Annotated in this window: 27 protein-coding genes and 2 pseudogenes; 17 read left to right on the forward strand and 12 right to left on the reverse strand. The window is 65.1% G+C overall.

The window, feature by feature from the left end; genetic code table 11:
- Window positions 1-4: 4 nt before the first annotated feature.
- Both A3E1_RS0125165 and A3E1_RS0125170 read right to left on the reverse strand, forming a co-directional pair.
- Window positions 5-1,363 (reverse strand): dihydrolipoyl dehydrogenase family protein, encoded by a 1,359-nt coding sequence (locus tag A3E1_RS0125165; RefSeq protein ID WP_020523561.1) that lies wholly within the window; start codon window positions 1,361-1,363, stop codon window positions 5-7.
- A 15-nt stretch (window positions 1,364-1,378) separates the two neighbouring features.
- Window positions 1,379-2,365, reverse strand: a complete 987-nt coding sequence (locus A3E1_RS0125170; protein ID WP_407637388.1) for an ABC transporter ATP-binding protein — start codon at window positions 2,363-2,365, stop codon at window positions 1,379-1,381.
- Between A3E1_RS0125170 and A3E1_RS0125175 the strand changes: the two genes are divergently transcribed.
- The 4 genes and pseudogenes from A3E1_RS0125175 to A3E1_RS0125190 all read left to right on the forward strand — a co-directional run bounded on the left by A3E1_RS0125175 (window position 2,344) and on the right by A3E1_RS0125190 (window position 5,546).
- Window positions 2,344-3,012, forward strand: coding sequence for an ABC transporter permease (locus A3E1_RS0125175; protein ID WP_020523563.1), 669 nt, complete (start codon window positions 2,344-2,346; stop codon window positions 3,010-3,012). The genes A3E1_RS0125170 and A3E1_RS0125175 overlap by 22 nt on opposite strands.
- Window positions 3,009-3,701: an ABC transporter permease gene (locus tag A3E1_RS0125180; protein ID WP_020523564.1), complete on the forward strand. Its 693-nt coding sequence runs from the start codon at window positions 3,009-3,011 to the stop codon at window positions 3,699-3,701. Before A3E1_RS0125175 ends, A3E1_RS0125180 begins: the two co-directional genes overlap by 4 nt.
- 54 nt (window positions 3,702-3,755) lie before the next feature.
- A pseudogene (locus A3E1_RS0125185) lies at window positions 3,756-4,779 on the forward strand (glycine betaine ABC transporter substrate-binding protein).
- Between the two features lie 35 nt (window positions 4,780-4,814).
- Window positions 4,815-5,546 (forward strand): alanyl-tRNA editing protein, encoded by a 732-nt coding sequence (locus tag A3E1_RS0125190; protein ID WP_020523566.1) that lies wholly within the window; start codon window positions 4,815-4,817, stop codon window positions 5,544-5,546.
- Here the strand turns inward: A3E1_RS0125190 and A3E1_RS0125195 are convergent.
- A complete protein-coding gene (locus A3E1_RS0125195; protein ID WP_211215978.1) occupies window positions 5,527-5,976 on the reverse strand; it encodes a MarR family transcriptional regulator in 450 nt (149 codons plus the stop codon). The two genes, A3E1_RS0125190 and A3E1_RS0125195, sit on opposite strands and share 20 nt — an antisense overlap.
- 61 nt (window positions 5,977-6,037) lie before the next feature.
- Between A3E1_RS0125195 and A3E1_RS41950 the strand changes: the two genes are divergently transcribed.
- Window positions 6,038-6,565 (forward strand): hypothetical protein, encoded by a 528-nt coding sequence (locus tag A3E1_RS41950; protein WP_020523568.1) that lies wholly within the window; start codon window positions 6,038-6,040, stop codon window positions 6,563-6,565.
- On the opposite strand, the gene A3E1_RS0125205 is transcribed toward A3E1_RS41950, so the two are convergent.
- Genes A3E1_RS0125205 through A3E1_RS0125215 form a run of 3 tightly spaced genes read right to left on the reverse strand, consistent with a single transcriptional unit; the run spans window position 6,512 to window position 8,649 of the window.
- Window positions 6,512-6,850: a DUF3099 domain-containing protein gene (locus A3E1_RS0125205; RefSeq protein ID WP_020523569.1), complete on the reverse strand. Its 339-nt coding sequence runs from the start codon at window positions 6,848-6,850 to the stop codon at window positions 6,512-6,514. The two genes, A3E1_RS41950 and A3E1_RS0125205, sit on opposite strands and share 54 nt — an antisense overlap.
- A gap of 9 nt (window positions 6,851-6,859) precedes the next feature.
- Window positions 6,860-7,732 carry a carbohydrate kinase family protein gene (locus A3E1_RS0125210; protein ID WP_020523570.1) on the reverse strand — a complete coding sequence of 291 codons (873 nt, stop codon included), beginning with the start codon at window positions 7,730-7,732 and terminating at the stop codon, window positions 6,860-6,862.
- On the reverse strand, window positions 7,729-8,649 hold the full coding sequence (locus tag A3E1_RS0125215) for a pseudouridine-5'-phosphate glycosidase (RefSeq protein WP_040391762.1): 921 nt from the start codon (window positions 8,647-8,649) through the stop codon (window positions 7,729-7,731). Before A3E1_RS0125215 ends, A3E1_RS0125210 begins: the two co-directional genes overlap by 4 nt.
- 59 nt (window positions 8,650-8,708) lie before the next feature.
- Here A3E1_RS0125215 and A3E1_RS0125220 point away from each other — a divergent pair, with 59 nt between their 5' ends.
- Genes A3E1_RS0125220 through A3E1_RS0125230 form a run of 3 tightly spaced genes read left to right on the forward strand, consistent with a single transcriptional unit; the run spans window position 8,709 to window position 11,323 of the window.
- On the forward strand, window positions 8,709-8,954 hold the full coding sequence (locus tag A3E1_RS0125220) for a DUF3039 domain-containing protein (RefSeq protein WP_020523572.1): 246 nt from the start codon (window positions 8,709-8,711) through the stop codon (window positions 8,952-8,954).
- 9 nt (window positions 8,955-8,963) lie between these two features.
- Window positions 8,964-9,581, forward strand: coding sequence for a trimeric intracellular cation channel family protein (locus A3E1_RS0125225; RefSeq protein WP_020523573.1), 618 nt, complete (start codon window positions 8,964-8,966; stop codon window positions 9,579-9,581).
- Window positions 9,582-9,619: 38 nt separating this feature from the next.
- Entirely contained in the window at window positions 9,620-11,323 is a 1,704-nt protein-coding gene (locus A3E1_RS0125230) for a DEAD/DEAH box helicase (protein WP_245571361.1), read from the forward strand.
- A gap of 67 nt (window positions 11,324-11,390) precedes the next feature.
- Here the strand turns inward: A3E1_RS0125230 and A3E1_RS0125235 are convergent, their stop codons facing one another.
- Entirely contained in the window at window positions 11,391-11,615 is a 225-nt protein-coding gene (locus A3E1_RS0125235; RefSeq protein WP_026208829.1) for a DUF7455 domain-containing protein, read from the reverse strand.
- 278 nt (window positions 11,616-11,893) lie between these two features.
- The gene (locus A3E1_RS0125240; RefSeq protein WP_020523576.1) at window positions 11,894-13,573 is read right to left on the reverse strand and encodes an RNA polymerase sigma factor; all 1,680 of its coding nucleotides are present in this window, start codon (window positions 13,571-13,573) and stop codon (window positions 11,894-11,896) included.
- 114 nt (window positions 13,574-13,687) lie between these two features.
- Between A3E1_RS0125240 and A3E1_RS0125245 the strand changes: the two genes are divergently transcribed.
- Entirely contained in the window at window positions 13,688-14,506 is an 819-nt protein-coding gene (locus tag A3E1_RS0125245; protein WP_026208830.1) for an inositol monophosphatase family protein, read from the forward strand.
- On the opposite strand, the gene A3E1_RS0125250 is transcribed toward A3E1_RS0125245, so the two are convergent.
- Window positions 14,503-15,045, reverse strand: coding sequence for a LytR C-terminal domain-containing protein (locus A3E1_RS0125250; RefSeq protein WP_245571363.1), 543 nt, complete (start codon window positions 15,043-15,045; stop codon window positions 14,503-14,505). The two genes, A3E1_RS0125245 and A3E1_RS0125250, sit on opposite strands and share 4 nt — an antisense overlap.
- Window positions 15,046-15,365: 320 nt before the next feature.
- On the opposite strand from A3E1_RS0125250, the gene A3E1_RS0125255 reads away from it, so the two are divergent.
- Both A3E1_RS0125255 and A3E1_RS0125260 read left to right on the forward strand, forming a co-directional pair.
- The gene (locus A3E1_RS0125255; RefSeq protein WP_020523579.1) at window positions 15,366-15,662 is read left to right on the forward strand and encodes a DUF4193 domain-containing protein; all 297 of its coding nucleotides are present in this window, start codon (window positions 15,366-15,368) and stop codon (window positions 15,660-15,662) included.
- 44 nt (window positions 15,663-15,706) lie between these two features.
- Entirely contained in the window at window positions 15,707-16,471 is a 765-nt protein-coding gene (locus A3E1_RS0125260; RefSeq protein WP_020523580.1) for a hypothetical protein, read from the forward strand.
- Here the strand turns inward: A3E1_RS0125260 and A3E1_RS0125265 are convergent.
- Window positions 16,424-16,921, reverse strand: coding sequence for a DUF3093 domain-containing protein (locus A3E1_RS0125265; protein WP_040391764.1), 498 nt, complete (start codon window positions 16,919-16,921; stop codon window positions 16,424-16,426). The two genes, A3E1_RS0125260 and A3E1_RS0125265, sit on opposite strands and share 48 nt — an antisense overlap.
- A 65-nt stretch (window positions 16,922-16,986) precedes the next feature.
- On the opposite strand from A3E1_RS0125265, the gene dut reads away from it, so the two are divergent.
- The 4 genes and pseudogenes from dut (at window position 16,987) to A3E1_RS0125285 (ending at window position 19,426) form a co-directional block, all read left to right on the forward strand.
- Window positions 16,987-17,442, forward strand: coding sequence for a dUTP diphosphatase (gene dut / locus A3E1_RS0125270; protein WP_020523582.1), 456 nt, complete (start codon window positions 16,987-16,989; stop codon window positions 17,440-17,442).
- Window positions 17,443-17,450: 8 nt separating this feature from the next.
- Window positions 17,451-18,245 (forward strand): annotated as a pseudogene (locus A3E1_RS45055) (DUF3710 domain-containing protein); the annotation flags it as partial.
- 129 nt (window positions 18,246-18,374) lie between these two features.
- A complete protein-coding gene (locus A3E1_RS0125280; RefSeq protein ID WP_020523584.1) occupies window positions 18,375-18,761 on the forward strand; it encodes an OB-fold nucleic acid binding domain-containing protein in 387 nt (128 codons plus the stop codon).
- Entirely contained in the window at window positions 18,758-19,426 is a 669-nt protein-coding gene (locus tag A3E1_RS0125285; RefSeq protein ID WP_020523585.1) for a DUF3159 domain-containing protein, read from the forward strand. Before A3E1_RS0125280 ends, A3E1_RS0125285 begins: the two co-directional genes overlap by 4 nt.
- Here the strand turns inward: A3E1_RS0125285 and A3E1_RS0125290 are convergent.
- Window positions 19,412-20,104 (reverse strand): potassium channel family protein, encoded by a 693-nt coding sequence (locus A3E1_RS0125290; RefSeq protein ID WP_020523586.1) that lies wholly within the window; start codon window positions 20,102-20,104, stop codon window positions 19,412-19,414. The genes A3E1_RS0125285 and A3E1_RS0125290 overlap by 15 nt on opposite strands.
- Window positions 20,104-20,775 (reverse strand): potassium channel family protein, encoded by a 672-nt coding sequence (locus A3E1_RS0125295; protein ID WP_020523587.1) that lies wholly within the window; start codon window positions 20,773-20,775, stop codon window positions 20,104-20,106. Before A3E1_RS0125295 ends, A3E1_RS0125290 begins: the two co-directional genes overlap by 1 nt.
- 53 nt (window positions 20,776-20,828) lie before the next feature.
- Here A3E1_RS0125295 and A3E1_RS0125300 point away from each other — a divergent pair, with 53 nt between their 5' ends.
- Window positions 20,829-22,829 carry an APC family permease gene (locus tag A3E1_RS0125300; RefSeq protein ID WP_020523588.1) on the forward strand — a complete coding sequence of 667 codons (2,001 nt, stop codon included), beginning with the start codon at window positions 20,829-20,831 and terminating at the stop codon, window positions 22,827-22,829.
- Complete coding sequence (locus A3E1_RS0125305) at window positions 22,826-23,935, forward strand: class I SAM-dependent RNA methyltransferase (RefSeq protein WP_020523589.1); 1,110 nt, start codon at window positions 22,826-22,828, stop codon at window positions 23,933-23,935. Before A3E1_RS0125300 ends, A3E1_RS0125305 begins: the two co-directional genes overlap by 4 nt.
- Window positions 23,936-23,956: the final 21 nt, after the last annotated feature.

The following is a 23,956-nucleotide window of genomic DNA, read 5'->3' on the forward strand; positions in this document are numbered from 1 at the left end:
GTGTCTATTTTAGATCGCGCAGGGCGTCTTCGATACCACGGTGGAATGTCGGGTACGCATAGATCATGTGACGCAGCTTCTCCACCGGAACTTCACCGTGAATCGCGACCGTAAGCGCGCCAAGCACTTCACCGCCGGCCGGGCCGGAGGCCGTCGCGCCGACGAGCACACCGCGATCAGCGTCGGCCACAAGTTTGATGAACCCCTCGTTGCCAGCTTTGTGAATCCAGCCCCGGGCTGACGACGAGGTCTGGCTGATTCCAGTTTGGACGGTCAGCCCGCGTTCGCGTGCTTGGGCTTCGGTGATGCCGGCCGAGCCGACCTCGGGGTCGGTGAACGTCACGCGGGGCACCGTGCGGTAGTCCGCGGGCGGGCCTTCCTGGCCGAGGATGTCGCGAATGGCGATGCCAGCCTGGTACATGGCCATGTGGGTGAAGGCGCCCTTGCCGGTCACATCGCCGACCGCCCAAAGCTTTTCGCCAGCGCGCATGCGGCCGTCCACTTCAATGAAGCGTGCTTTCGGGTTCAGGCCAACGGTTTCAGCGCCGATGTTGCCCAGCTCGGTCTTGCGTCCCGTGGCCACCAGCAGCTTCTCGCCGCTCAGGGTCTGCCCGTCATTGAGGGTCAGCGTGAACCGGCCGTCGTCGTAGCTGACCGCCTTGACGCCGTTGCCCGTGCTGATCTGAATCCCTTCCGCACCAAGGGCTTTGGCCAGCATGGCGGAGGTTTCCGGCTCCTCCGCCGCGGCGATGCGGTCGAGAGCCTCGACGATGGTCACCGCCGAGCCGAACCGCGAGAACGCCTGCGCGAGCTCCAAACCAATCGCCCCACCGCCGAGGACCAGCAGGGATTCGGGCGCCTGGGTGGCCGCGACCGCCTCCCGGTTAGACCAATAGGGGGTACCAGATAAGCCTTCGATCGGCGGAATGGCTGGCGAGGTGCCCGTCCCGATGACGACCGCCCGGGTCGCCTCGAAAACGTCGTCGCCGACGAGGACTCGCCCGGGGCCGTCGAGCTTGGCCCAGCCACGCACGAAACGGCCACCCTTGCCGGTGAACCGGTCGACGGCGACCTTGTCGTCCCAGTTGTCGGTCGCCTCATCCCGAATGCGCGTGGCTACCGGCTCCCAGCTGGGGCTGATCTCGCAGGCTCCGGCCATGCCCGGGATGCGGCGGCCTTCAGCGAGCAGATTCGCCGCCCGGATCATCATCTTGCTGGGAACGCACCCGTAGTAGGGGCATTCCCCGCCCACGAGCCGTCCCTCAATCCCGATGACGGAAAGTCCCGCCTCGGCCAGCTTGCCGGCCACTTCCTCGCCTGCGACCCCGAGCCCAGCAACGACAACGTCCACGCGTTCGGCCATAACTGTCAGCCTAAGTCAGGCGGCGGCCGCGCGAAGGGTGGTGTAGATGTCTTCAATCGACAATGAGCCCAGGAGCTGACCGTCACGCTGCACGTTCACGGTGCCGGTGGTGCCTTCGAGCAGGGCCGCCAGCGCGTCGCGCAGCGTTTCCGTGCTGTTGACGACCGGCCCGGCCGGGTCGGCCGCGGACAGCCCCGCGGTCGGGATCGTCGTGACAGCGAGGCGCTTGATGCCACGGTCAGCGCCCACGAAATCGGCCACGAAGCTATTGGCCGGTTTGGACAGCAGCTCCGCGGGAGTGGCGTATTGCTCCAGCTTGCCGCCCTCGGACAGCACCGCGATGCGGTCTCCGAGGCGGACCGCCTCGTCAACGTCATGCGTCACGAAGACGATCGTCTTGCCCACCGTCGCCTGCAGGCGCAGGAATTCGTCCTGGAGACGGCCGCGCACGATCGGGTCGACCGCGCTGAAAGGCTCATCCATCAGGAGCACGACCGGGTCGGCGGCCAGTGCCCGGGCCACGCCGACGCGCTGGCGCTGACCGCCGGACAGCTCATGCGGGTAACGCTTGGCGAACCGTTGCGGCTCCAGCCCCACGAGCGTCAGCAGCTCGTCGACACGGGCGTTGGTGCGGGCCTTATCCCAGCCCACCAGGCGCGGCACGGTCGCCACGTTGTCGTGGATCGTCTGATGTGGAAAGAGTCCCACGTTTTGGATGACATAACCGATGCGGCGCCGCAACGCGACCGGGTCAGCGGCGGTGATCTCATCACTGCCCAGATACATCCGGCCTGAGGTCGGCTCGATCAGCCGGTTAATCATGCGCAGCACCGTGGACTTGCCGCACCCGGACGGTCCAATCAGCATGACGAGTTCGCCTGCTTCGATCTCCAGGCTCAGCTCACCGACGGCGACGGTCGATCCAAATTCCTTGCGGACCTTGTCCAGCCTGATGGTGGCGGTAGCGGTAGCGTTCATGTGTGTCCTCTCCGCCGAATCCATGGTTCTCGTGGAGCTATGTCGAAAACAACGTTGATTCGCTGCTGGCTGCGCTGCAAGAGCATATCCTCCTCACCGTAGCGGCAGTCCTCATCGCGGCGGCGGTCGGCATTCCGCTGGCTGTGCTGGCCTACCGGGTGCCGTGGCTGGCGACCCCGACGCTCGCGGCGACCGCCACGCTGTACACCATTCCGTCGCTGGCGCTTTTCGCTTTCCTGGCCCCGTTCACCGGGTTATCCGTGCGGACCGTCCTGATCGGACTCGTGCTCTACGCGCTGATCCTGATCCTGCGCAACACGCTGACGGGCTTCCAGCAGGTGCCTTCGGAAGTCCAGGAAGTGGCGCGGGGTATGGGGTACTCCAAAATGGGAATGTTGCGCCGCATCGAGTTGCCCATCGCGCTGCCGAGCATCATGACGGGCTTGCGGATCGCGACCGTGAGCACCGTCGCCCTCGTGACGGTCGGCGAAATCGTGGGCATCGGCGGGCTCGGCAACCTCATCCTGCTCGGGTTCCGCACCAACTTCTACCGTGCGCAGATCATGACGGCCTCACTGCTGACGGTCGCCCTGGCGCTCGTGCTCGATCTGCTGCTCATCTTCGTGGGCTGGCTGCTCATGCCCTGGGCCCGCAAGAGGAGGACAGCATGAACGTGTTGAGCGACGCCTTCGTCTGGCTGAACGATCCTCTTAACTGGACGATCCGGGGTGGGATCGCGCAGCTGCTGCAGGAGCACCTGTGGATTTCGGCGGCATCGGTGCTCCTCGCGTGTGTGCTGGCGTGGCCGCTCGGGCTCTGGCTCGGCCACATCGGCAAGGGTGGCGGGATCATGGTGGCGTTCGCGAATCTGACGCGTGCCATCCCGGTCGTGGCCCTCCTCACGATATTTCCGCTCATCGCTGCGATCGGCTTTGGCCAGCGCCCCATCATCCTGGCGCTGACCATCTTCGCCATTCCGCCGCTATTGGCCAACGCCTATCTCGGCGTGCGTCAGGTCGATCCCGGCGTGCGTGAGGCCGCTAAGGGCATGGGCCTGTCGCCGTGGCAGGTGCTGACCAAAGTGGAGCTTCCGTTGTCCATTCCATACCTGGCCCTGGGCTTCCGGACGGCGGCGGTGCAGGTGCTCGCCACCGCGACGCTAGCGGCGTTCGTCAATGGCGGTGGGCTCGGCATGATCATCAGTCGGGGCTTTGGTCTCGGAATGGCATCGGGTGGGGATCAGATCCTGGCCGGGGGAATACTCGTGGCCGCTCTATGTCTTGTCGCCGACGGGGTGCTTGCTTTAGTGCAACGCTGGGTAACCCCGAAACCATTACGCCGGCAAAATGTCGCTGCCTAATGGGAGAATGCGGAAGATCGGCAATCCATGATCAGTCGGACACGCGGCGCTTAGGTGCCGGGACACAGAAGGCGAAGAAATGCGACTTATCCCTCGAAAGGCGCCGATAGCGCTGCTTGCCCTGGCCACGGCCGGTGTGCTCGCCGCCTGCGGCCAATCGGGATCATCAGGCACCGAAGCTCCGCAGAGCAACGCCGCGGGCGCGGGCTGTGCCCCGGTCGCCGGTGAGCAGCTCGTGGTGCTCACCGACGACAAGAAACTGCAAAACGCTGACAACGTCGTTGCCGTCTACAACACCAAGTCGGTCGCCCCTGAGGCGGTCGCGGCGGTGGACAAGGTTGGCGCGGCGCTTGATACGACGAAACTCATCGCCCTCAACAAGGCGACGGATATTGACCGCAAGTCCTCGGTGCAGGCGGCGCAAGAGTTCGCCACCGCTTCCGGGCTCACCAACGGCATCGCCAAGGGATCCGGCGGCGCGATCAAGGTCGGCGCGGCCAACTTCCCCGAGAGCCAGACGCTCGCGGAGCTCTACAAGATCGCCCTGGTCGCGGCCGGCTATGACGCCACCGTGCAGACCGTGGGCAGCCGCGAGGTTTACGAGCCGGCTCTCGAGCGCGGCGAGGTCCAGGTCTTCCCGGAATATGCGGCGACCATGACCGAGTTCCTGAACCAGAAGGTCAACGGCAAGTCGGCCGCGCCCAAGGCGACCGGTGACGTCGACGCGACCGTCAAGGCGCTCAACGAGCTTGGCGGCCCGCTGGGCCTTTCCGCGGGCAAGCCGTCCGCGGCACAGGACCAGAACGCGTTCGCGGTCACCAAGGCGTTCGCCGACAAGAACGGCGTCAAGACGCTGTCTGACTTCGCCGCCAAGTGCAGTGGCACGGCTTCGATCCTGACCGGACCACCAGAGTGCCCACAGCGGCCGTTCTGCCAGCTTGGCCTCAAGGACAAGTACGGCATTACGTTCGGTGAGTTCAAGCAAACCGACGCTGGCGGACCGCAGAGCAAGACCGCGATCAAGACCGGTGCCGCTTCGCTGGGCCTCGTCTTCTCCTCTGACGGCAGCCTCGGCTAACACGCTGACTCCCATGCGGGGATTAGAGTTCCCGCATGGGAGTCACGCATCACGGCCGCACCGAACGTCTTGATTTAGCTGACCCGACCCTGCGCGAGTGGACGTGCACGGTCGTTCATTCCGATGCCGAGGGCATTGTCCTTGACCGGTCAGCGTTTTATCCCGGTGGTGGTGGGCAGCCGCCAGACCACGGAGTCCTGTTGTGGCAAGGCGTGCAGACCCGGATCGCTGGCACCCGTAAAGGTGACGACCTCTACCTGATTCCAGAAGAGGGAGACCCGCTTCCGCCCGTGGGCACCGTCGTGGCTGGAGCGATCGAAGACACCCGCCGCACACTGCTCATGCGCACCCATTCCGGGCTGCATGTCCTTTGCGGAGTCGTGTTCCGCGACTTCGGCGCTCTCGTGACCGGCGGCAATATGGAGCCGGGCGAGGCTCGCATGGACTTCAACCTTCCTGAAGTGCCGGCCGACTTCAAAGCGCGGCTCGAAGAGCTCGTCAACCGCGAAGTACTGGAAGACCGTCGCGTGGTCACCAAAGTGCTGGAACGCGAAGAAGCCTTGGCATTGCCGGACATCATCCGCACCCAATCCAATCTGATCCCCGCTGACGAGACCGAGATCCGCATCGTCGACATCGTCGGGCTCGATGTGCAGGCCGACGGCGGCACCCACGTCGCGTCGACAGCGCAGATCGGCAAGCTTCAGGTCGTGAAGGTCGAGAGCAAAGGCAAGGCGAATAGACGCGTTAGGGTGCGCCTCGTTTAGCCTCTTCCGCGACGAGCAAGGCGATCTGGTCATTGACCACGCGGATCGTGTTCGTGACGTAGTCCTGGATGACCGCGCGCTCTTGCTCGCCGTATTTGGCCATGAAGGCCCACATGTCGTGGCCCAGACGCTCGAAAATGCCCGTGAGGTCAGGCGCTTTCTCAGGCGCGGCAGAGACCAGCACCCGCCGGCGGTCCGCCGGGTCAACGTCGCGCGTGACGTAACCCGCGCGTTCGAGCCGGTCAACGATTCCCGTTACCGCGCTGGCTCCCACGCCGAGAAGCGGTGCTAACGCTCCGGCTGGCATCGGCCCGTTGCGGATGATCAGCCCGAGCGCCTTGTGCTCGGCGGCGTTCAGCCCCAGTTTTCGTGCGATGGCCTCGTGAAACAGCACGATCGCGGTGCTGAGCTCCCATCCGAAGTCGGTCACGTGCGCCACTTTAGTTCCCGCTCCAATTGCTTCACTAACGTGAATAGTTTAGCTTGGTGAAATGATTTCGTCGTCCTTGAAGCTGGGTGGTGCCGCTCTGAGATGGGCGCTGCGCTTCTACGCCCGGCACTTTTGGCTGGTCTTCGGGCTGTCGCTCATCCCGACGGCACAGCGGTTCTTTGTGATCCGGTTCGGTGATGTCTTGCCCGCCCCTGTGTCCTGGGGATCCGAGGCGCTCACCATGGCCGCACGCGTGTTGCTGGTCTATCTGCTGCTGCGGCTCATGGTGGCCGAGTTTGGGCCACTATCGGGGAAGGAGCGCTGGCGGTTGTTTACCGCTGGCATCGACATCAGCCTGTGGAGGTTCTTGTTGCAGTTCGCCTGGCTCGGAGTCGCGTTCGTCATCTTCGATGTGTTGCCGGAACTGCTTATGCCGCAATGGTTTCCGAAAGAGGTCTTCGTCGCGGTGAAGAACCCGACTGTCATCGCGATGACGCTGCTGTGGATGGCCGGAGTCGGCCGGGAGCTGATGCGGTCAGCTCTCGCCGTCGATGACTTTGCCGGAGGGCTGACTGGGCAGCGAGTGTGATTGCTGGGTGTTGCTGCGATAGCGCTTGAGCCGGTGCTCGTCTTTGGGCGGGCGGTCATTGGCCAGAATCACCGCGAACCACGGCAGCAGCACCATGCCCAGCCCACAGAGCGTCACCCACAGTCCCAGCAACGGAACGCGCAACATGACCAGGACGACCGCGAGAATCACACAGGCGGCGCGCAGCAACATCATCGCAATGTAACGCCTTTCGCGGCGCTTGAGCTCGTCCTCCTGGCTCTCCTCGGCGTCCGTGATCAGGATCGGCGTGGGGGAGCGCTTCATACAGCCACTCTATGGCGTAGGTCTGGCACCGACCATGCCGACTGCCAGGGCACCTAGGCGGCAGCCCTCGCGCAGCGCACTGAACTGGTCGGCTCCGGCGTCCAGCGCCGCGAGCAGGCCAGCCGCGAAGGCGTCACCCGCGCCCGTCGCATCAACCACGTGGACGGGCTCGGTTGGCAGATGCACGATCCCCTTTGGGCCCGCCCACAGCGCCCCGTGCGCGCCCAGTTTCACCACCGCGTTGCCGCCAATCGCATAGGCGATCTTCACCGCTTGGTCGGCCGGGTCGCCCGCGCCCGCCAGAGCGGTCGCCTCGTCGGCGTTGGCGATCAGCAGATCCACGCCACGGATCCACTCCAGGAAGCCTTCCGCCGAGGCGAGGGGAGCCGCGGAAGCGGCGTCCACGCTCGTGCGCAGACCGCTCGCTTTGGCGCTCGCTAGCGCGGCCCGCCCCGCCGGACGGGAAGCCTGATCCAGCAACGTGTATCCAGAAAGGTGAAGATGCGTACCGCCGGAAGCGATCGCCGCGTCCACATCGGACGGTGCCAGCAGAAGGTTCGCGCCACGGTCGCTGACCATGGTGCGTTCGCCTTGGTAGGTCAGGACCACGATGCTGCCGGTGGTAGCGCCCGGCCGCACGCTGACTTGGGTGCTGACTCCGGCCGCGTGCAGCTCGGCCAGGCGGTCCCGGCCAGCTTGGTCATCACCAACCGCTCCAGCGAATATCACTGGTACTCGCAGATGCGCCAGCCAGACGGCAGTGTTAGCCGCTTGCCCACCGCCGGTCACGTGCACCGTCGCGGGTGTGTCCGACCCCTCGGCCAGCGGTGCGCGCAGCACCGCGAGCACATCCGTGACGAGGTCACCGACTGTAATGATCATGCGAGTTTCGCGTAAGCCGCCGCGATCTGAGCGGCCAGAGCCGCGTTGCGAAGGATGATGCGCACGTTCACTTCCAGGCTCTTGCCCTCGGTCGCCGAGTGGAAATGCCCTAGCAGGACCGGTGTGACCTGCTTGCCGCTGACCCGGTCGCGCTCCACGATGGACAGTCCTTCGGCGAGCACGCGGTCGTGCAAAGCCGTGTCGAGCTGCTCGCTTTCGGGCAGCGGGTTGGCCACCACGAGCGCGGCGTGGTGTACCCCCTGCTGTTCTTGGGCTTTTAGGGCTTGAGCGGCCTGCTCGGCGGAGTCGACCTGCCAGTCCAGGCTGAAACCGCTGTCGGTGATGAAGAACCCGGGGAAGCGTTTGGTCTGATAGCCAACGAGCCCCACACCAAGGGTTTCCAGGCGTTCCAGCGTCGCGCCGACGTCCAAGATGGACTTCACGCCCGCTGACACGACGACGATCGGGGTTTGCGCGAGCGTCACCAGGTCAGCCGACTCGTCGAAGGTCTGGGCCGCCTCGCGGTGCACCCCGCCCAGGCCGCCCGTGGCGAAGACCTTGATGCCCATGGCAGCCGCGATCGCGCTCGTGCTGGCCACGGTGGTCGCGCCATCCGCGCTAGATGCGGCGGCGATCCCCAGATCCCGGACCGACAGCTTCACCACGTCTTCGCTGGTCGCCAGGCGCTTGAGAGCCTCGTCATCCAGGCCAGCCCACAGCTGTCCGTCCAGCATCCCGATCGTGGCCGGAACCGCCCCGTTGTCGCGGACCGTCTGTTCGATTTCCCGCGCGATGCGCAGGTTGTCAGGACGCGGCAGGCCGTGGGAGATGATGGTGCTTTCCAGCGCCACTACGGGTTGTTTCGCGGCCAGCGCCGACCGGACCTCATCACTTAGGCGAATGCTCAGCTCAGGCACGATCCCCACGCTATCGAATCGCCTTGGGACTTCCTGGACTTACCTGAGAGAATGAGCGGGTGACCACACCTACTGTTTCGCCAGATACAGGCACCGTCGTCGAAGAGCGTGTCGATTACCGGCTCGACGAGGGTGATCATGAGCGCTTGTCGCACTATGCGCCTAAAGACAAGTTGATGCAGGCCATGGTTGAGGGAACGCCGGTGCGTGCCCTGTGCGGCAAAGTCTGGGTGCCGACACGTGATCCCAACCGGTTCCCGGTCTGTCCTGAGTGTAAAGAGATCTACGAGTCACTGTCCGACTAGATTGCGGGTGTGGACAGTTCGGCGGCCGCTCTCTTAGCCGGTGATTTAACCGGCGTCGCGGTGTTCGCCGCTTCCGGGGGCGCGCTTGGCGTGGCCAAACGACTTGATTGGTTCGGTGTCGTTTTCGTGGGCTTCGCAGCCGCCCTCGGAGGTGGCATCCTGCGGGATCTCGTTATCGACAAACCTCCCGTGGCGTTCTATGACTGGCGCTACGGGACTACCGCCCTAGTGGCCTCAGCACTGGTTTTCTGGTGGCACGCCCGGCTCGAGCGCATGCGGCGGATGATGCTTCTCCTCGACGCCGCTGGACTCGCCCTTTTCACTGTCACCGCCACGATCAAAGCCCTCGAAGCGGGAGTCCCGCCCATGGGCGCCTGTCTCATCGGCATGATCACCGGAATCGGTGGCGGTCTCGTGCGCGACTTGCTCGTCGGTGAGATCCCCGTGGTGCTGCAGCGCGATATCTACGCTTTGGCCGCGCTCATTGGCGCCGTCGTGGTCGCGATTCTGACTCGCCTGGAAGCGGTGACCCTGCTCAACATGATTGGAGCGGGCGTGCTCATTTTCGTGGTGCGTCTCACGGCCCTTTATCGCCGCTGGTCAGCTCCGCGCGCCAAACCGATGTAACGACTGGCTGTCGGAGCCATGCCATAAACTCACTCCTCGTGCTCGAAACTTTCCCCCCACTAAGAGCCTGGCAGCGTAAGGCACTTTTCGAGTACTTGAGGCGCCGTAGCACCGATTTCCTAGCGGTCGCGACTCCGGGCGCCGGCAAGACGACCTTCGCGCTGCGCATCGCCGCGGAGCTGCTCAGCGACCGCACCGTCGAGGCGGTCACCGTCGTCGCCCCAACCGAGCACCTGAAACTCCAATGGGCTCAAGCGGCCTCTCGCGTGGGCATTCAGCTCGACTCGGCGTTCCGCAACGCGGATATCCATACCAGCAAAGACTTTCACGGCGCCGTGGTGACCTATGCCCAGGTGGGGATGGCTCCGCAGGTCCACTTGCGACGGACCCTGGCCCGCAAGACGCTGGTGATCCTCGACGAGATCCACCACGCGGGTGACTCACGCAGCTGGGGCGAGGGCGTCCGGCTCGCCTATGAGCAAGCCGAGCGTCGGCTCATGCTCACCGGAACCCCCTTCCGCTCCGATGAGAACCCCATCCCGTTCGTGGTCTACGAGCGCTCTGGAGAGGTGATGCGCTCAAGGGCCGACTCGACCTACGGCTACGGCGACGCGCTCGCTGACGGCGTTGTGAGGCCGGTTATCTTCCTGGCCTACTCGGGGGAGACCCGCTGGCGTACGTCGGCGGGAGAGGAACTTGCCGTCCGCCTTGGCGAGCCGCTGACCCAGGACCTCGTCGCCCAGGCGTGGCGGACCGCTCTGGACCCGGCTGGCGACTGGATGCCCCAGGTTCTCAAAGCGGCCGACGCCCGGCTCCAGGTGCTGCGTGCCGGGGGCATCCCCGATGCCGGTGGCCTGGTCATCGCCTCCGATCAGACGGCCGCACGGGCCTACGCGAAGCTGCTGGAACGGGTCACCGGGGAAAAGCCGACGGTTGTCCTGTCCGACGACACCGGAGCGTCAGGCAAGATCGGGCAGTTCGCCAACGATCCGGACAAGCGCTGGCTCGTGGCGGTCCGCATGGTTTCCGAGGGTGTCGACATTCCACGCCTCGCCGTTGGCGTCTACGCCACGAGCGCTTCCACCCCGCTCTATTTCGCCCAGGCGATCGGCCGGTTCGTGCGGGCACGAAGGCCGGGGGAGACCGCGAGCGTCTTCGTGCCCAGCGTGCCGCACCTGCTCGGCCTGGCCAGTGAGATGGAACTGTCCCGTGACCACGTCCTCGGCGGTCCCAAGAACAAAGACGGCCTTGACGACGAGCTGCTCGAACGCGCCAACAAGGCGGAAAAGGGCAGCGACGAGCTCACCAAGACGTGGGAGGCCCTGTCGGCGACAGCCGAGCTGGACCAGGTCATTTTCGATGGGGCGACCTTCGGCTTGCCCGCGCAATCGGGCACGGCTGAGGAAGAAGAGTTCCTGGGACTACCCGGTCTGCTGAGCGCTGACCAGGTCACGACGCTGCTAGCCAAGCGCCAGGCGGATCAGGCCGCTCAGGCACGCCGGGCGAAACGCGACGCTCCGGCACAGCCGCAGCGCGAGATGGTGCGGGACATGTCGGCCGCGGAACGGCGCATTCACTTGCGCCGCCAGCTCAACGCGCTCGTCGCGGCACACCATCACCGCACGGGCCTGCCCCACGGGAAGATTCACTCCGAACTGCGGACCAAGTGCGGCGGCCCGCCGAGCGCTCAGGCGACGATTGAGCAGCTTGAAGAGCGGATCTCCATGATCCAGACACTCTAAAGGCGGCCGGTTGGGAAACCAGCCGCCTTTTCGAGCACGAGCACTGCTCTCTTTTAAGTCAGCACCGTTAGTTTTCTGAGCCCCGCCAGGTGAACTCGGGGTCCGCCGCCCACTCGACGGCGATCTTTACAAGATCCTCAGCGTACTTGTTGGCGTGGTGTCCACAGAACACCAGCTCGCCCCCACCGGCCAGCTTCACGCGCAGTTTTGCCGCCGCGTTGCAGCGGTCGCACCGTTCATCGGCGGCTGGGATGGCCGCCGTGTTTGGCGGCGGCGTGAGGGTCTGGGTCATCGCCTTCCTCCTCTGGTCGTCACCGATGATCAAATTCGTATCATTCAGCTCCACCCATCCTCCAACACTGGGGCCGGGGGATGGCTTCCCGTTATGACCATGGGGGACCTAGGTCACAGCAGGTGTGGAACCTACCCGAGGTTCCGCTGTGCGAAACCAATATTGCCGTGTACCCAGCCTGCCACGTCAACGGCTCAACGCGAACAAAATGAAGTCAGCCCTGAGCGTACGTACGCATGGTGATGAATTCAGTACGTTCGGTTGATGTGACAGAGGCTCTAGTCCAGGTAGTCGCGAAGTACCTGAGAACGGGACGGGTGCCGCAACTTGGACATGGTCTTTGACTCGATTTGCCGGATTCGTTCCCGGGTAACGCCGTAGACCTGCCCGATCTCGTCAAGCGTGCGCGGCTGTCCGTCAGTGAGACCAAATCGCAACCGCACGACGCCCGCTTCGCGCTCAGACAGGGTCTGGAGCACCTGCTGGAGCTGATCCTGCAACAGCGAGAACGAGACGGCGTCGACCGCCACAACGGCCTCAGAGTCTTCGATGAAGTCGCCAAGCTGACTGTCGCCCTCGTCGCCGATCGTCTGGTCCAGCGAAATGGGCTCCCGGGCGTATTGCTGGATCTCCAGCACCTTCTCCGGTGTGATATCCATCTCCTTGGCCAGCTCCTCCGGGGTGGGCTCGCGGCCCAGGTCCTGAAGCAGCTCGCGCTGGATGCGGCCGAGCTTGTTGATGACCTCGACCATGTGCACCGGAATGCGGATCGTCCGGGCCTGGTCGGCCATCGCGCGGGTGATGGCCTGACGGATCCACCACGTCGCATAGGTCGAGAACTTGTAACCCTTGGTGTAGTCGAACTTCTCGACCGCGCGGATCAGACCCAGGTTTCCTTCCTGGATCAGGTCGAGGAAGGCCATGCCTCGGCCGGTGTAACGCTTGGCCAGCGAGACCACGAGGCGGAGGTTGGCCTCCAGCAGGTGGTTCTTGGCGCGCTCACCATCGCGGGACACCCACAGGAGGTCACGCTGCATGTCGCGGCTCAGTTCCAGCTCGTCCTCATCAGCCGCGCGCAAGCGCTCCGAGGCGTAAAGCCCGGCCTCGATCCGCTTGGCCAGCTCGACTTCCTGCTCCGCGTTGAGGAGCGGGACCTTGCCGATCTGCTTGAGGTAGGCACGAACCGAGTCAGCCGAAGCCGTTAGCTCAGCGTCCTTGCGTGCTTGCTTGAGCGCCTCGGATTCCTCGGCGTCCCACTCGAAGTCGTCTGACTGCTCCGCATCGGCCTCGGCCGCCGCGACAATCTCGGCTGGCTCGTCGACGACGACGTCTTCGAGTTCCGCGGCGAGGTCTTCGACCTCAAGCTCAGCGTTGTCGATTTCCTCGGGCCCGTCACCCTTAGCGGCCGGCTTTCCGTCTTCCGCGCCGGGTGCGGCCTTGACTGCCTTGGCGGCGGTCTTCTTGGCAGGCTTAGCCGCGGCGTCGCCCTCAGCCTTCTTCGTCGCCTTGGCGGCCGCTTTCTTGGCCGGCTTAGGAGCGGCGGCCTTGGTGGCCTTAGCTGGCTTCTCACCGCCGTTTTCGGCGGCCTTCTCGGCAGCCTTGCTAGCGAGTTCGGTTACTTCCGCCGTAGGTCCTTCGGCTTTCTGCTTCGGCGCGGCAGCGGCTTTGGCTACCTTCGGCGCCGGAGCCTTAGCCGTGGTCGCTTTGGACGCGGGCGTCGCCGCCCGGGCAGCGGCCACCTTGCGGCGGCTGTTTGACGAGTCGTCTACCTCAACGGTCACGCCGGCCTCCAAAAGGGCGCGCAGCAGTTTCTTTGTTTGCGCCGGGGTCACCGCCGCGGCCTCTACCGAACTTGCCAGCTGTGCCGGGGTCAATCTGCCCCCACTGCCGGAGGCCTGAGCGATCAGCATGTCGGTGAGCGAGCGTACGTCGACGCCGATCTGGCGGGCTTCAGTCACGGATGACCTTCCGGAGGTGATTGACGATTGTGCGCGGGCACGGTGGCAGGCGTGAATTGTAGCGCCGTACTTCGCGATCATCTCGGTGCGCACGCCGGTTATGCCTTTGAAAGGATGTCACACGTGGCCAACAACGTTCTCGACCTGCTGGCGCTAGCGCGCCAGGTCGCTGCCAACGCAGCAGCTACCGCGGCCCGGATGCGCACTGAAGCGATCACGGATGTCGATACGAAAAGCACCGCGACAGACGTGGTCACAGCCGCGGATAAGGCGGTGGAGAAACAAATTCTGGCCGACTTGCTGACGGCTCGCCCGGACGACGAAGTCCTCGGCGAAGAGTACGGCGGAACGACCGTCCCGGCGGCCGCCGGGCGAGTGCGCTGGATCGTGGATCCCATTGATGGCACCGTGAATTATCTCTACGGGTTACCGCAATACGCGGTTTCCATCGCGGCCGAAGTGGACGGTGAGACTGTCGCCGGAGTCGTGCACAACGTGGCCACGGGAGCCGTGTGGACCGCCGCTAAGGGGCACGGTGCGTGGCGCGATGGGCGTCAGCTGAGCGGGTCCACGGCCACCGAACTGGCGCAGACACTTGTCGCGACGGGATTCGCTTATGCCGCCGAGCGCCGGGCACATCAGGGCCGGGTCATCGCGCAACTGCTGCCTCAAGTTCGCGATATCCGGAGGATGGGTTCGGCCGCGCTGGATTTGTGCGCCGTGGCCGAGGGAACGATCGATGTCTACTTCGAAAAGGGTTTGGCCGCTTGGGATCTGGCCGCCGGAGGCCTGATCGCCAGCGAGGCCGGGCTCCTGGTCACCGGATTGTCCGGCAGGCCGCCCGGCCCCGATCTGGTGCTAGCCGCGCCCGCGGCGCTGCACCGGTTGCTTCATGACGTGCTCGTGGAACTGGACGCCGACGGCGGGCCCTAGCTAGCCGCTTTCAGCTCACAGGTGCCGTTGGGTGCTTCGGGGCGGCCGAGAATGGCGACCGCCTGGCGCATCTCCGTCGGGGTGGCGAGCTGCTTGAAGTTGCCCCCGAGCACGACATCGACCGCGTCGTCTTCGCGCTTGAGGTCGAACTGCGTCTTCGCCTCGTTCAGGAAATATGCCTGCACGAGGTGAGCCGCGGCGACCGCCTTCGGCCCGTAACGCAGGATCGCCACATCGTCCGGGTAGTAAACGAGCTGACCGTCCTTCATTTCGCCCTCGGCTTTGGCGACGTTGAAGTTGCGGCTCTGGAACTCGGACTTGATCTTGGCGGCGAGCCCTTGTGTGTGGGTCGCGTTATAGACGTTAATATTTACCCCGGCTTCATCAGGCATGATGAGGTTTACCGGGATCTGGCCGGGTTTGCAGTCGTCGGCAAGGACGCCGCCGGTCTGGGTGTCGCGAACGAGTGTCACCGTTACGAGCACGATGGCAGCAACCGTCAAAGTACCGACAACCGCGAGCGCCCGAATGCGCGTCATGTGCATGTGCGTGAGCCCAACCCTTCCCCCGGCGAGAACATCGCGAGCAGGTTATCGCTTCGCCGCTGGCATTGGTGGCGCGACCCACAGAACTGCCCATGGCCAAAATCTCCGGCCTTTGAGCAAGAGTTCTCCGGCGTGCCGAACGTGATCGGCGGGCGGCTGCACCTACCTTTGTCTCGCCCGGGCTGGCGATCGGTTTGTCGGCTCGGTCACATCGGGAACAAATAGCTACCGGTGGGCGTAGAAGCTCCCACACGAACGCGCTAAAGTACCGCGCTCGTTGGGGAAGAAAACACATATTGGGAGTGTGACAATCGATGGCTACCGACTACGACGCCCCGCGCCGGGACGAGGTTGACCTCGGCGAGGACAGCCTTGAGGAGCTCAAGGCCAGGCGTGTCGACTCGCAGTCGGGCAGTGTGGATGTGGACGAGACCGAAGTCGCGGAAAACTTTGAGCTGCCCGGGGGTGACCTTTCCGATGAAGAACTCACGGTCAAGGTCCTGCCGATGCAGTCCGACGAGTTCCGTTGTTCGCGGTGTTTCCTCGTGCACCACCGCAGCCAGCTGGCGGCAGAGCGCAATGGCGAGCTGATCTGCCGCGAGTGTGCATGATCTGCCCGTTGCCTGGGTCACCAGGCGTGCGGTGAGATAGCTCTATGGCGACTGACGAGTCCAAAAAAGACGAACTGGCCGCAGCGGTCGCGGGTCTCGCCGAGTCCGATTTGGACAAGGCGAGCCGGGCCCGCTTGCTGGGTCGTCTCGTCAGCGGAATGAAAGAGCGCGGGGTCAAACAGCTTTTTGCCCCGCGCAAGGCGATCGGATGGCTCGTCGACGCGGTCTCAGATCTCGCGCCGCACGTTCCTGTTCGGACACTGCCCGTTCTGCGAGCCCACTATCCGGGGCTTGAAGGCGAGGCATTAGCCGAGCGCCTGATTCGTAACGCCGCGCGTGCGACCGCGAGCGTGGGGGCGCTCGGCGGCGGTATCGCCTCAGTGGAGTGGGTTGCTCCGCCCGCTCTGCTCACCACACCGGTGCTCCTGGCGACCGAGACAGTCGCCGTGGTGGCGATCGAACTCAAACTGATCGGCGAGCTACACGAGGTTTACGGCCATCCGGTCATCGGGACACCCGCGCAGCGGGCGGTCAGCCTCATCCAGGCGTGGGCATCGCGACGGGGCATCAATCCGATGTTCCCGGGCAGCGGTGTGGCCACGGTGCTGGGCACGGCCACCCGCAAACAGCTGCGTGACATGCTGCTGCGGCGCTTCGGGCGCAATTTGACCACCCTGGGACCGCTGCTGACGGGTGCGGCGGTCGCTAGCTACCTCAACCGCAGGGCGACCCGCAAAATCGGTGAGGACGTCGCTCGGGACCTACGCCTGCGCTACCGGCAGTCGCTGGAGCTTCCGCCCGGCGAGTAGCGCTTCGGCGAGCTTTTCCGGGCGCCTGGTGCTGATCACCCAGTACGGCGTCGGATCCGTGGGGTCGTCCAGCATGATCTGGACCGTTCCGCCGATCCACGGGCGCTGGATGATGAAGGCGAGCGGGTCGGCACCCGCACCGAGGATCAGCCGCTTGCCTTCGGCGTCCAGGGGGATGACGTCGGCGATGACGTTCAAGGGCAGCCTGGCGTCATCGGCGTGAAATTCAGTTTCTGTCACGGCGATCCTGAGGCGGCCGAGCCACGTGAGACCGGCGACCGTCAGAGGGACCAGAATGGCTAACGGCACCCAGGTTCGGGGCCCCGGCGCGCCCAGACTGATCTCCAGGGCGAGCACGGCCACGAGCGCGAGGACGGCGAGCCACGCCCACCATGGGCAGGTGAGCCGTTCCGTGTAGCGGGCTTCAGCCGTTGGTGGTTTTGAAGCCATGCCAGGGTGCACCATGCCCTGAAGACTAGCCGCGGCATCTCGCGCATCCCCCGGAGGTAAGAACGTTGAGCATCCACGAGCCCCACGCCGTTAGCGTGCCCGTTCAGCGGCTCGACCCGGATTTGCCCCTGCCCGGCTACGCCCACCCGGGTGACGCCGGAGCCGACCTTTACGCGGCCGAAGACGCCGAGCTGGGACCGGGCGAGCGCAAGCTCGTGCGGACCGGCATCGCGATCGCGCTGCCCGAAGGCTTTGTCGGCCTGGTCCACCCGCGCTCTGGCCTGGCGGTCAAGCTCGGGGTGACGGTGCTGAACGCTCCGGGGACGGTCGACGCTGGATACCGCGGCGAGATTCTGGTCAACCTGGTAAATCACGATCCACTCAAGCCAGCCAAGATTTCCCGGGGCGACCGCATCGCTCAGCTCGTCGTGCAGCGGGTAGAACGTGCGCGGTTTCACAGCGTCGACGAACTGTCCGACTCCGCGAGGGGAGCCGGCGGTCACGGGTCGACGGGCAGGTAGGAGGACCAGTGATCTTCTCGCGACGTTCTCGCTCGGGGCGGCATGCCAAACCCGAAGACAGCCGCGGCACGACGATGACCGCGGCGGAGAAGCGCCGGGCTCAGCGTGCCGCGCTCCTCGAAGAGCTCGAATTAGAGGGCATCAACGGCACGCCTTGGTCGCCGTCGGCGACGGCTCCTAAGGCAGCACCGGTGTTCACGCCGGCTGGGCCGTTCGACAGCGAAGCGGACTTCGTGCCGCCGCAGCCGCGCATCGACCTCGGCAGTTTGCTGGTGCCTAATCCCGACGGTGTCGAGGTGCGGCTGCAAACTGGCGACAACGGAGTCGTGCAGCAGGTGCTCATCGTCGAAGGCTCCAGCGCGCTGCAGCTCGCGGTGTTGGCCGGGCCGAGAACCGACGGGCTCTGGGACGAAGTGCGCACCGACATCCGCAAGTCCCTTTTCGACGATGGGGTCGGTGCCGAGGAGGTTCCCGGTCCATGGGGTACCGAGTTGCGTGCTCGCCTGCGTACCCAGGAAGGGTTTGTAGATCTTAGGTTTGTCGGGGTTGACGGTCCACGTTGGATGATCCAGGGCGTCTACCAGGGACCGGCCGCGACGGCGAGTCCGCTGGAGCCTGGGCTGTTGCAGGACTGTCTCGCTGGCCTGGTCGTGCGGCGGGGCAACGACGCCCGTCCGGCACGTGAGCCGCTGCCGATGCGGTTGCCGGAGGAGATGGCGGCTGAGCAACCGGTGCCCGTGCCGGAGTTCGACCCGGTTGTGCCGGGACCGGTCCCGCCAGCGCCGGAGCCGACGCGCTACGCGCCGTCTTACGCACCGGCGCCGAGCCCGGCAGGTGCCGCTGTGAGCGAAATGCCCCGCCGCAAACCCAGCCCGCGCCCACGGCGAAACGTGGCGTAGAGCAGGGGAGACAACGGCGGTTAAGCTAGCTGCATGGCCAGTGACGTAGCGCGCCCCCGTAACGGGCTGCGTGATCTGCTCCACCGGCTCACCGCCTCGGAACAGGAACTCGAGTCGGAGGAGCTGCGCCGGGATAGTGAGCGTGCGGGGTGCTCGTGCGCTGACACGGTCAAGCGTGGAGACCTCGTTTCGGTGGCCGGTAGACTGAAGACAGTCGTCTATACGCCCAGGACGAATCTGCCCACTCTCGAAGCTGACCTTTACGACGGGACCGACGTGGTGACCTTGGTCTTCCTCGGCCGCCGTCAGATCGCTGGCATCGAGCCGGGCAGGGCGCTGACCGCCAGTGGGCGGGTGGCGCTGCGCGAAGGACGTAAGGTCATCTACAACCCGCACTACGAGCTGGAAGCGACTAGATGAAGTCATCGACCGAAGTCGAGGAATTGCCGCCATTTGCCGAGCAGATGGCACAGCAGCTCGGGGGTTGGAAAGGGCTCGTAGAGTCCGGCATCCCGGTGATCGTGTTCGTGGTGTCGAACATCGTGCTTGGCTGGGCAGACCTTCCTGGCAAGCTCGGGCTTCAGATCTCGATCATCGCTGCGGTTGTTGTCGCGCTCGCTATCGCCGGGCTTCGGTTCGCCCGCAAGGAGAGCGTCCGGTTCGCGATCAACGGGCTGTTCGGGATCGCGCTCGGTGCCTATCTCGCCTGGAACTCGGGCGAGGAGCGGCAGTTCTACCTGCCCGGCATCTGGATCACGCTCGGCTACACGGCTCTGCTGATCGGGTCCATCGTGATTGGACATCCGCTCGTCGGCTGGATCTGGACCGTCATCTCCAACGGCGGCAAGGGTGATTGGCGCGCTGACGAGCAGCTCAAGCGGGCGTTCGGCTGGCTGACCGCGCTGTGGGCGGCCACGTTCGCGGTGAAGGCGGCCGTGCAGTACTTCCTCTACGCCCAGGACATGGCTAGCGCGCTGGGCGTTTCGCGGATCGTGCTCGGCTATCCGTTGTTCGCTCTGCTGTTCGCCATCACGATCTGGGCGGTGCGCCGGGTGACCCGGCGCCGGGAGTTACTTGCCGCGTGAGCGTGTCTTTTCGACGCTGTCTGCGCCCAGGATGACCGAACGCACCTGTTCTTCGACGTCGGTGGTGCAGACGAAGATCAGCTCGTCACCCGCTTCGACCGGGTCGTCAGGCGTGGGCGTCAGCACGCGCCGTCCCCGCACGATCGCCACGAGCGCGCTGTCTGGCGGCAGCGGGATGTCGCGCACGGGCTGCCCGACATAGGGCGCGTCTGAGGGCAGCGTGATCTCGACGAGGTTGGCTTCGCCTTGACGGAACGTCATCAAGCGCACGAGGTCACCCACGGTCACGGCTTCTTCGACTAGTGCGGCCATGAGCCGGGGCTTGCTGACGGAAACGTCGACTCCCCACTGCTCGGTGAACAGCCATTCGTTCTCGGCGCGGTTGACGCGCGCGACGACCCGCGGGACGGCGAATTCTGTCTTGGCCAGCAGGCTGACCACGAGGTTCACCTTGTCATCGCCTGTCGCGGCGACGACGACGTCGCAGGCACTCAGGTTCACCTCGTGCAGGCTCGCGAGTTCGCACGCGTCGGCCAGCACCCACTCGGCCTGGGGCACGCGCTCGTGCCGCAGCATGCGCGGCTGACGCTCCAGCAACATGACCTGGTGGCCATTTTCGATCAGTTCCTGCGCGATAGAGCGGCCGACGTTTCCTGCTCCGGCGATGGCGACTCGCATTACTGAGACCCCCCAAGCGATGGCGCTGCGGCCGATACCGAGGTGACGTTCTTGGCGATCTCGTCCGTGACCAGCATGAAGACCTGATCCCCATCCTGGATGACCGTGGAGGCGGTCGGCAACGTTCCGATGCCGAAGCGCATGACATAAGCCGCGCGGGTGCCGGTCGCTTGTTCAAGCAGGTGCAGTGGGTGGCCGATCCAGCCGATGTTTAGCGGCACCTCGATGATCGCGACCGTACTCGTCGGATCGCGCCACAGCTCAGCAGCGCCCTCGGGCACGAGGTGGCGCACGATCCGGTCGGCCGTCCAGCGGACGGTAGCCACGGTCGGGATGCCGAGCCGTTCGTAGACCTCGGCGCGCCGCTGGTCGTAGATGCGGGCCACAACGCGTTTGACACCAAAGGTTTCCCGCGCGAGCCGGGCCGAGATGATGTTGGAGTTGTCGCCACTAGACACGGCTGCGAAGGCGTCTGCCTTCTCAATGCCGGCTTGAATCAGGACATCGCGGTCGAAGCCCACCCCGGTGACGGTGATGCCGCTGAACTCCGAGGACAGGCGCCGGAACGCGTCACCGTCCTGGTCGATGATCGAGACTTGGTGCCCCTTCGCCTCGAGGCGGTGCGCTAGCGTCGAGCCGACCCGGCCGCAGCCCATGATCACGACGTGCACTATTGACCTCCCTTACCCGCGCGTGGGACTGGGCTCATCATAGGCTGCTCGTTGTGGCTAGCCCGACGTCCTTGCTCAAGCGACTCCTGCTCGGCCGACCATTCCGGTCGGACCGGCTGGCGCACACGTTGCTGCCCAAGCGTATTGCGTTGCCCATCTTCGCGTCCGACGCACTTTCCAGTGTGGCCTACGCGCCGGGCGAGATCCTGCTGACGCTGTCGCTGGCAGGGGCGGCGGCCTTCGCGTACTCGCCTTGGGTCGTGCTCGCGGTCGTCATCGTGATGGCGACGGTGGTCGCTAGCTACCGGCAGAACGTGCACGCCTACCCGAGCGGTGGCGGCGACTATGAGGTCGCCACGGTCAACCTGGGCTCCAAGGCTGGCCTGGGCGTGGCCAGCGCGCTGCTCGTCGACTATGTGCTCACGGTCGCGGTGTCGGTCAGCGCGGGCGTCGACAACTTAGGCGCGGCGGTGGGGTTCATCGGCGAGCACAAGATGGCGTTCGCCGTCGGGCTTGTGGCCCTGTTGACAGCACTGAACCTGCGTGGCGTGCGCGAGTCCGGCGTGCTGTTCGCGGTGCCGACGTACCTGTTCATGGCCGCCATGCTGGCGTTGATTGGCTGGGGGCTGCTAAGGACCTTCGTGCTCGGTCAGGATTTGCGGGCACCGAGTGCCGACTTGGAGATCCACAGTGAGCACGGGCTCGCGGTCGGAACCAGTTTCGCCTTCATTTTCCTTCTAGTGCGCGCGTTTTCGTCAGGTTGTGCGGCGTTGACCGGTGTTGAGGCGATCTCCAACGGGGTGCCCGCGTTCAAGCCGCCGAAGAGCAAGAACGCTGCCACGACACTATTCCTCCTCGGGGCGATATCGATCGTCATGATGATTGGCATTGTCGCGCTGAGCCTGAAGACCGGCGTCCAGTACGTCGAGAATCCGGCTACCCAGGTCGGCCCCGACTACGTCCAGCCCACGGTCACCGCACAGCTCGCGAGCGTCATCTTCGATCACTTCAAGCCGGGCTTCTATCTGGTGATCGCGGTGACGGCGCTGATCCTCGTGCTGGCCGCCAACACCGCCTACAACGGCTTTCCGGTGCTCGGATCGATCCTGGCGCAGGATCGCTACCTGCCACGCCAGCTGCACACCCGCGGTGATCGGCTCGCCTTCTCCAACGGCATCGTCTTCCTGGCGGTCGCCGCGATTGTCTTAATTGTCGCGTTCCGGGCTGAGACGACTCGCCTGATCCAGCTCTACATCGTCGGTGTCTTCGTATCCTTCACGCTGTCGCAGATCGGCATGCTGCGGCACTGGAACCGGCTGTTGCGTACGCAGCGGGACCCGGCCGCCCGCGCGAAGATGATCCGGGCCCGGGCCATCAACGGCTTCGGCGCGGGGATGACGGGTTTCGTGCTCCTCCTTGTGCTGGCAACGAAATTCACGCACGGCGCCTGGATTTCTATCGCCGCTATGGCGGTCATCTACGTGATCATGGTGGCGATCCGCAAGCACTACGACCACGTCGCGCGGGAACTCGCGCCCACGGATCAGCAGCCGGTGCTGCCCGCCCGCAACCATGTCGTGATCCTGGTCAGTAAGGTCCACCTGCCGACGCTGCGTGCCGTGGCATACGCCAAGGCGACCCGACCGGACACGATCACAGCGGTAACGGTCAATGTGGACACGGTTGACACACGGGCGATTCAAGCCGAGTGGGAGCGCCGTGGCATGAGCGTTCCGCTGACGATTGTCGATTCGCCGTACCGTGAGATCACGCGCCCGATCATTGATTACGTGAAGTCGTTGCGCCTCAAGTCGCCGCGCGATGTCGTGACCGTGTTCATCCCGGAATACGTCGTCGGCAAATGGTGGGAGAACCTGCTGCACAACCAGTCCGCGCTGCGCATCAAGGGACGCCTGCTGTTCGAGCCCGGTGTCATGGTGACGAGCGTGCCCTGGCAGCTCGACTCCAGCGCGAACAAGAATCTCGACCGCATCGACCGCGACCTGGCCAGGGCGCCCGCGCGTGGTCCGCGATCCGGCTCGGAGGAGCAATGATCGACCTGGTGATCGGCGATCGCGCCGAGGTCGAGGTCGGTGCCCCGGCCCACGGCGGGCACTGCGTGGCGCGCCACGAGGGTATCGTCTGGTTCATCCGCCATGCCCTGCCCGGGGAACGGGTCATCGCCTCGGTTACCGAGGTCCACAAAGGATTCGTGCGGGCCGACGCGGTCGAAATCCTGGTGCCGTCGGCATCGCGCGTCCAGGCACCCTGCCCCTATGCGCGTCCTGATGCGTGCGGCGGATGCGACTTGCAGCACGCGGCGCCGCAAGCACAGCTCGACTGGAAAGCCGCCGTGGTCGAAGAACAGCTTGCCCGGCTTGGCGGGATCAAGCGGTCAGTCACCGTGGAACCCTTGCCTGGTAACGGTTTTGGCTGGCGCACCCGCGTGCGTTACCGGGTCGACGCGATAGGCCGTCCAGGGCTTTTAAAACATCGATCCAACGAGGTGGTACCCCTTGAGCGCTGCCTGATCGCCCATGAGTCGATCCAGGCGCTGGATGTGCTTCAGCGCACTTGGCCCGACCGTGACGTGATCGAGGTGGTGTCGCCCGCCAACGGCAAGGCACAGATCGTGGAAAACCAGCGGATCGTCGAGCACGCCGCCGGCCACGACTTCGACCTCGACGCGGGCGCGTTCTGGCAGGTGCACCCGGCGGCGGCCGACACGCTCGTGGACACGGTCCTCGGCATGCTCAAGCCGCAAAGAGGGGAGCGTGCGTGGGACCTCTACGGCGGCGCTGGCCTGTTTTCCGTGGCGCTGGCTGACCGGGGCTGTGAGGTCACTCTTGTCGACATCGCGACGGAAGCGCGCTGGCCCAACGTCACGGTGATGGAATCGCCCGTTGAGCGGGCAAGGCTGCCGAAACGCACCGATCTCGTGGTGCTCGACCCGCCACGGACGGGTGCCGGGGCACGTGTGACGAAATTGGTAACTTCCGCCGCGCCGAGGGCTGTCGCCTATGTCGCCTGTGACCCGGCCGCGCTGGCGCGCGACCTGAAGACCTTCGCCGAGAACGGCTGGCACCTGGCTGACCTGCGCGCTTTCGACCTTTTCCCGCAGACACACCACGTCGAGTGCGTTGCTCTTTTGACGCCCTAGCCGAGTGAAGATCGTGTGATC

It is taken from the genome of Catelliglobosispora koreensis DSM 44566 (assembly GCF_000379685.1).
Taxonomy (GTDB): Bacteria; Actinomycetota; Actinomycetes; order Mycobacteriales; family Micromonosporaceae; genus Catelliglobosispora; species Catelliglobosispora koreensis.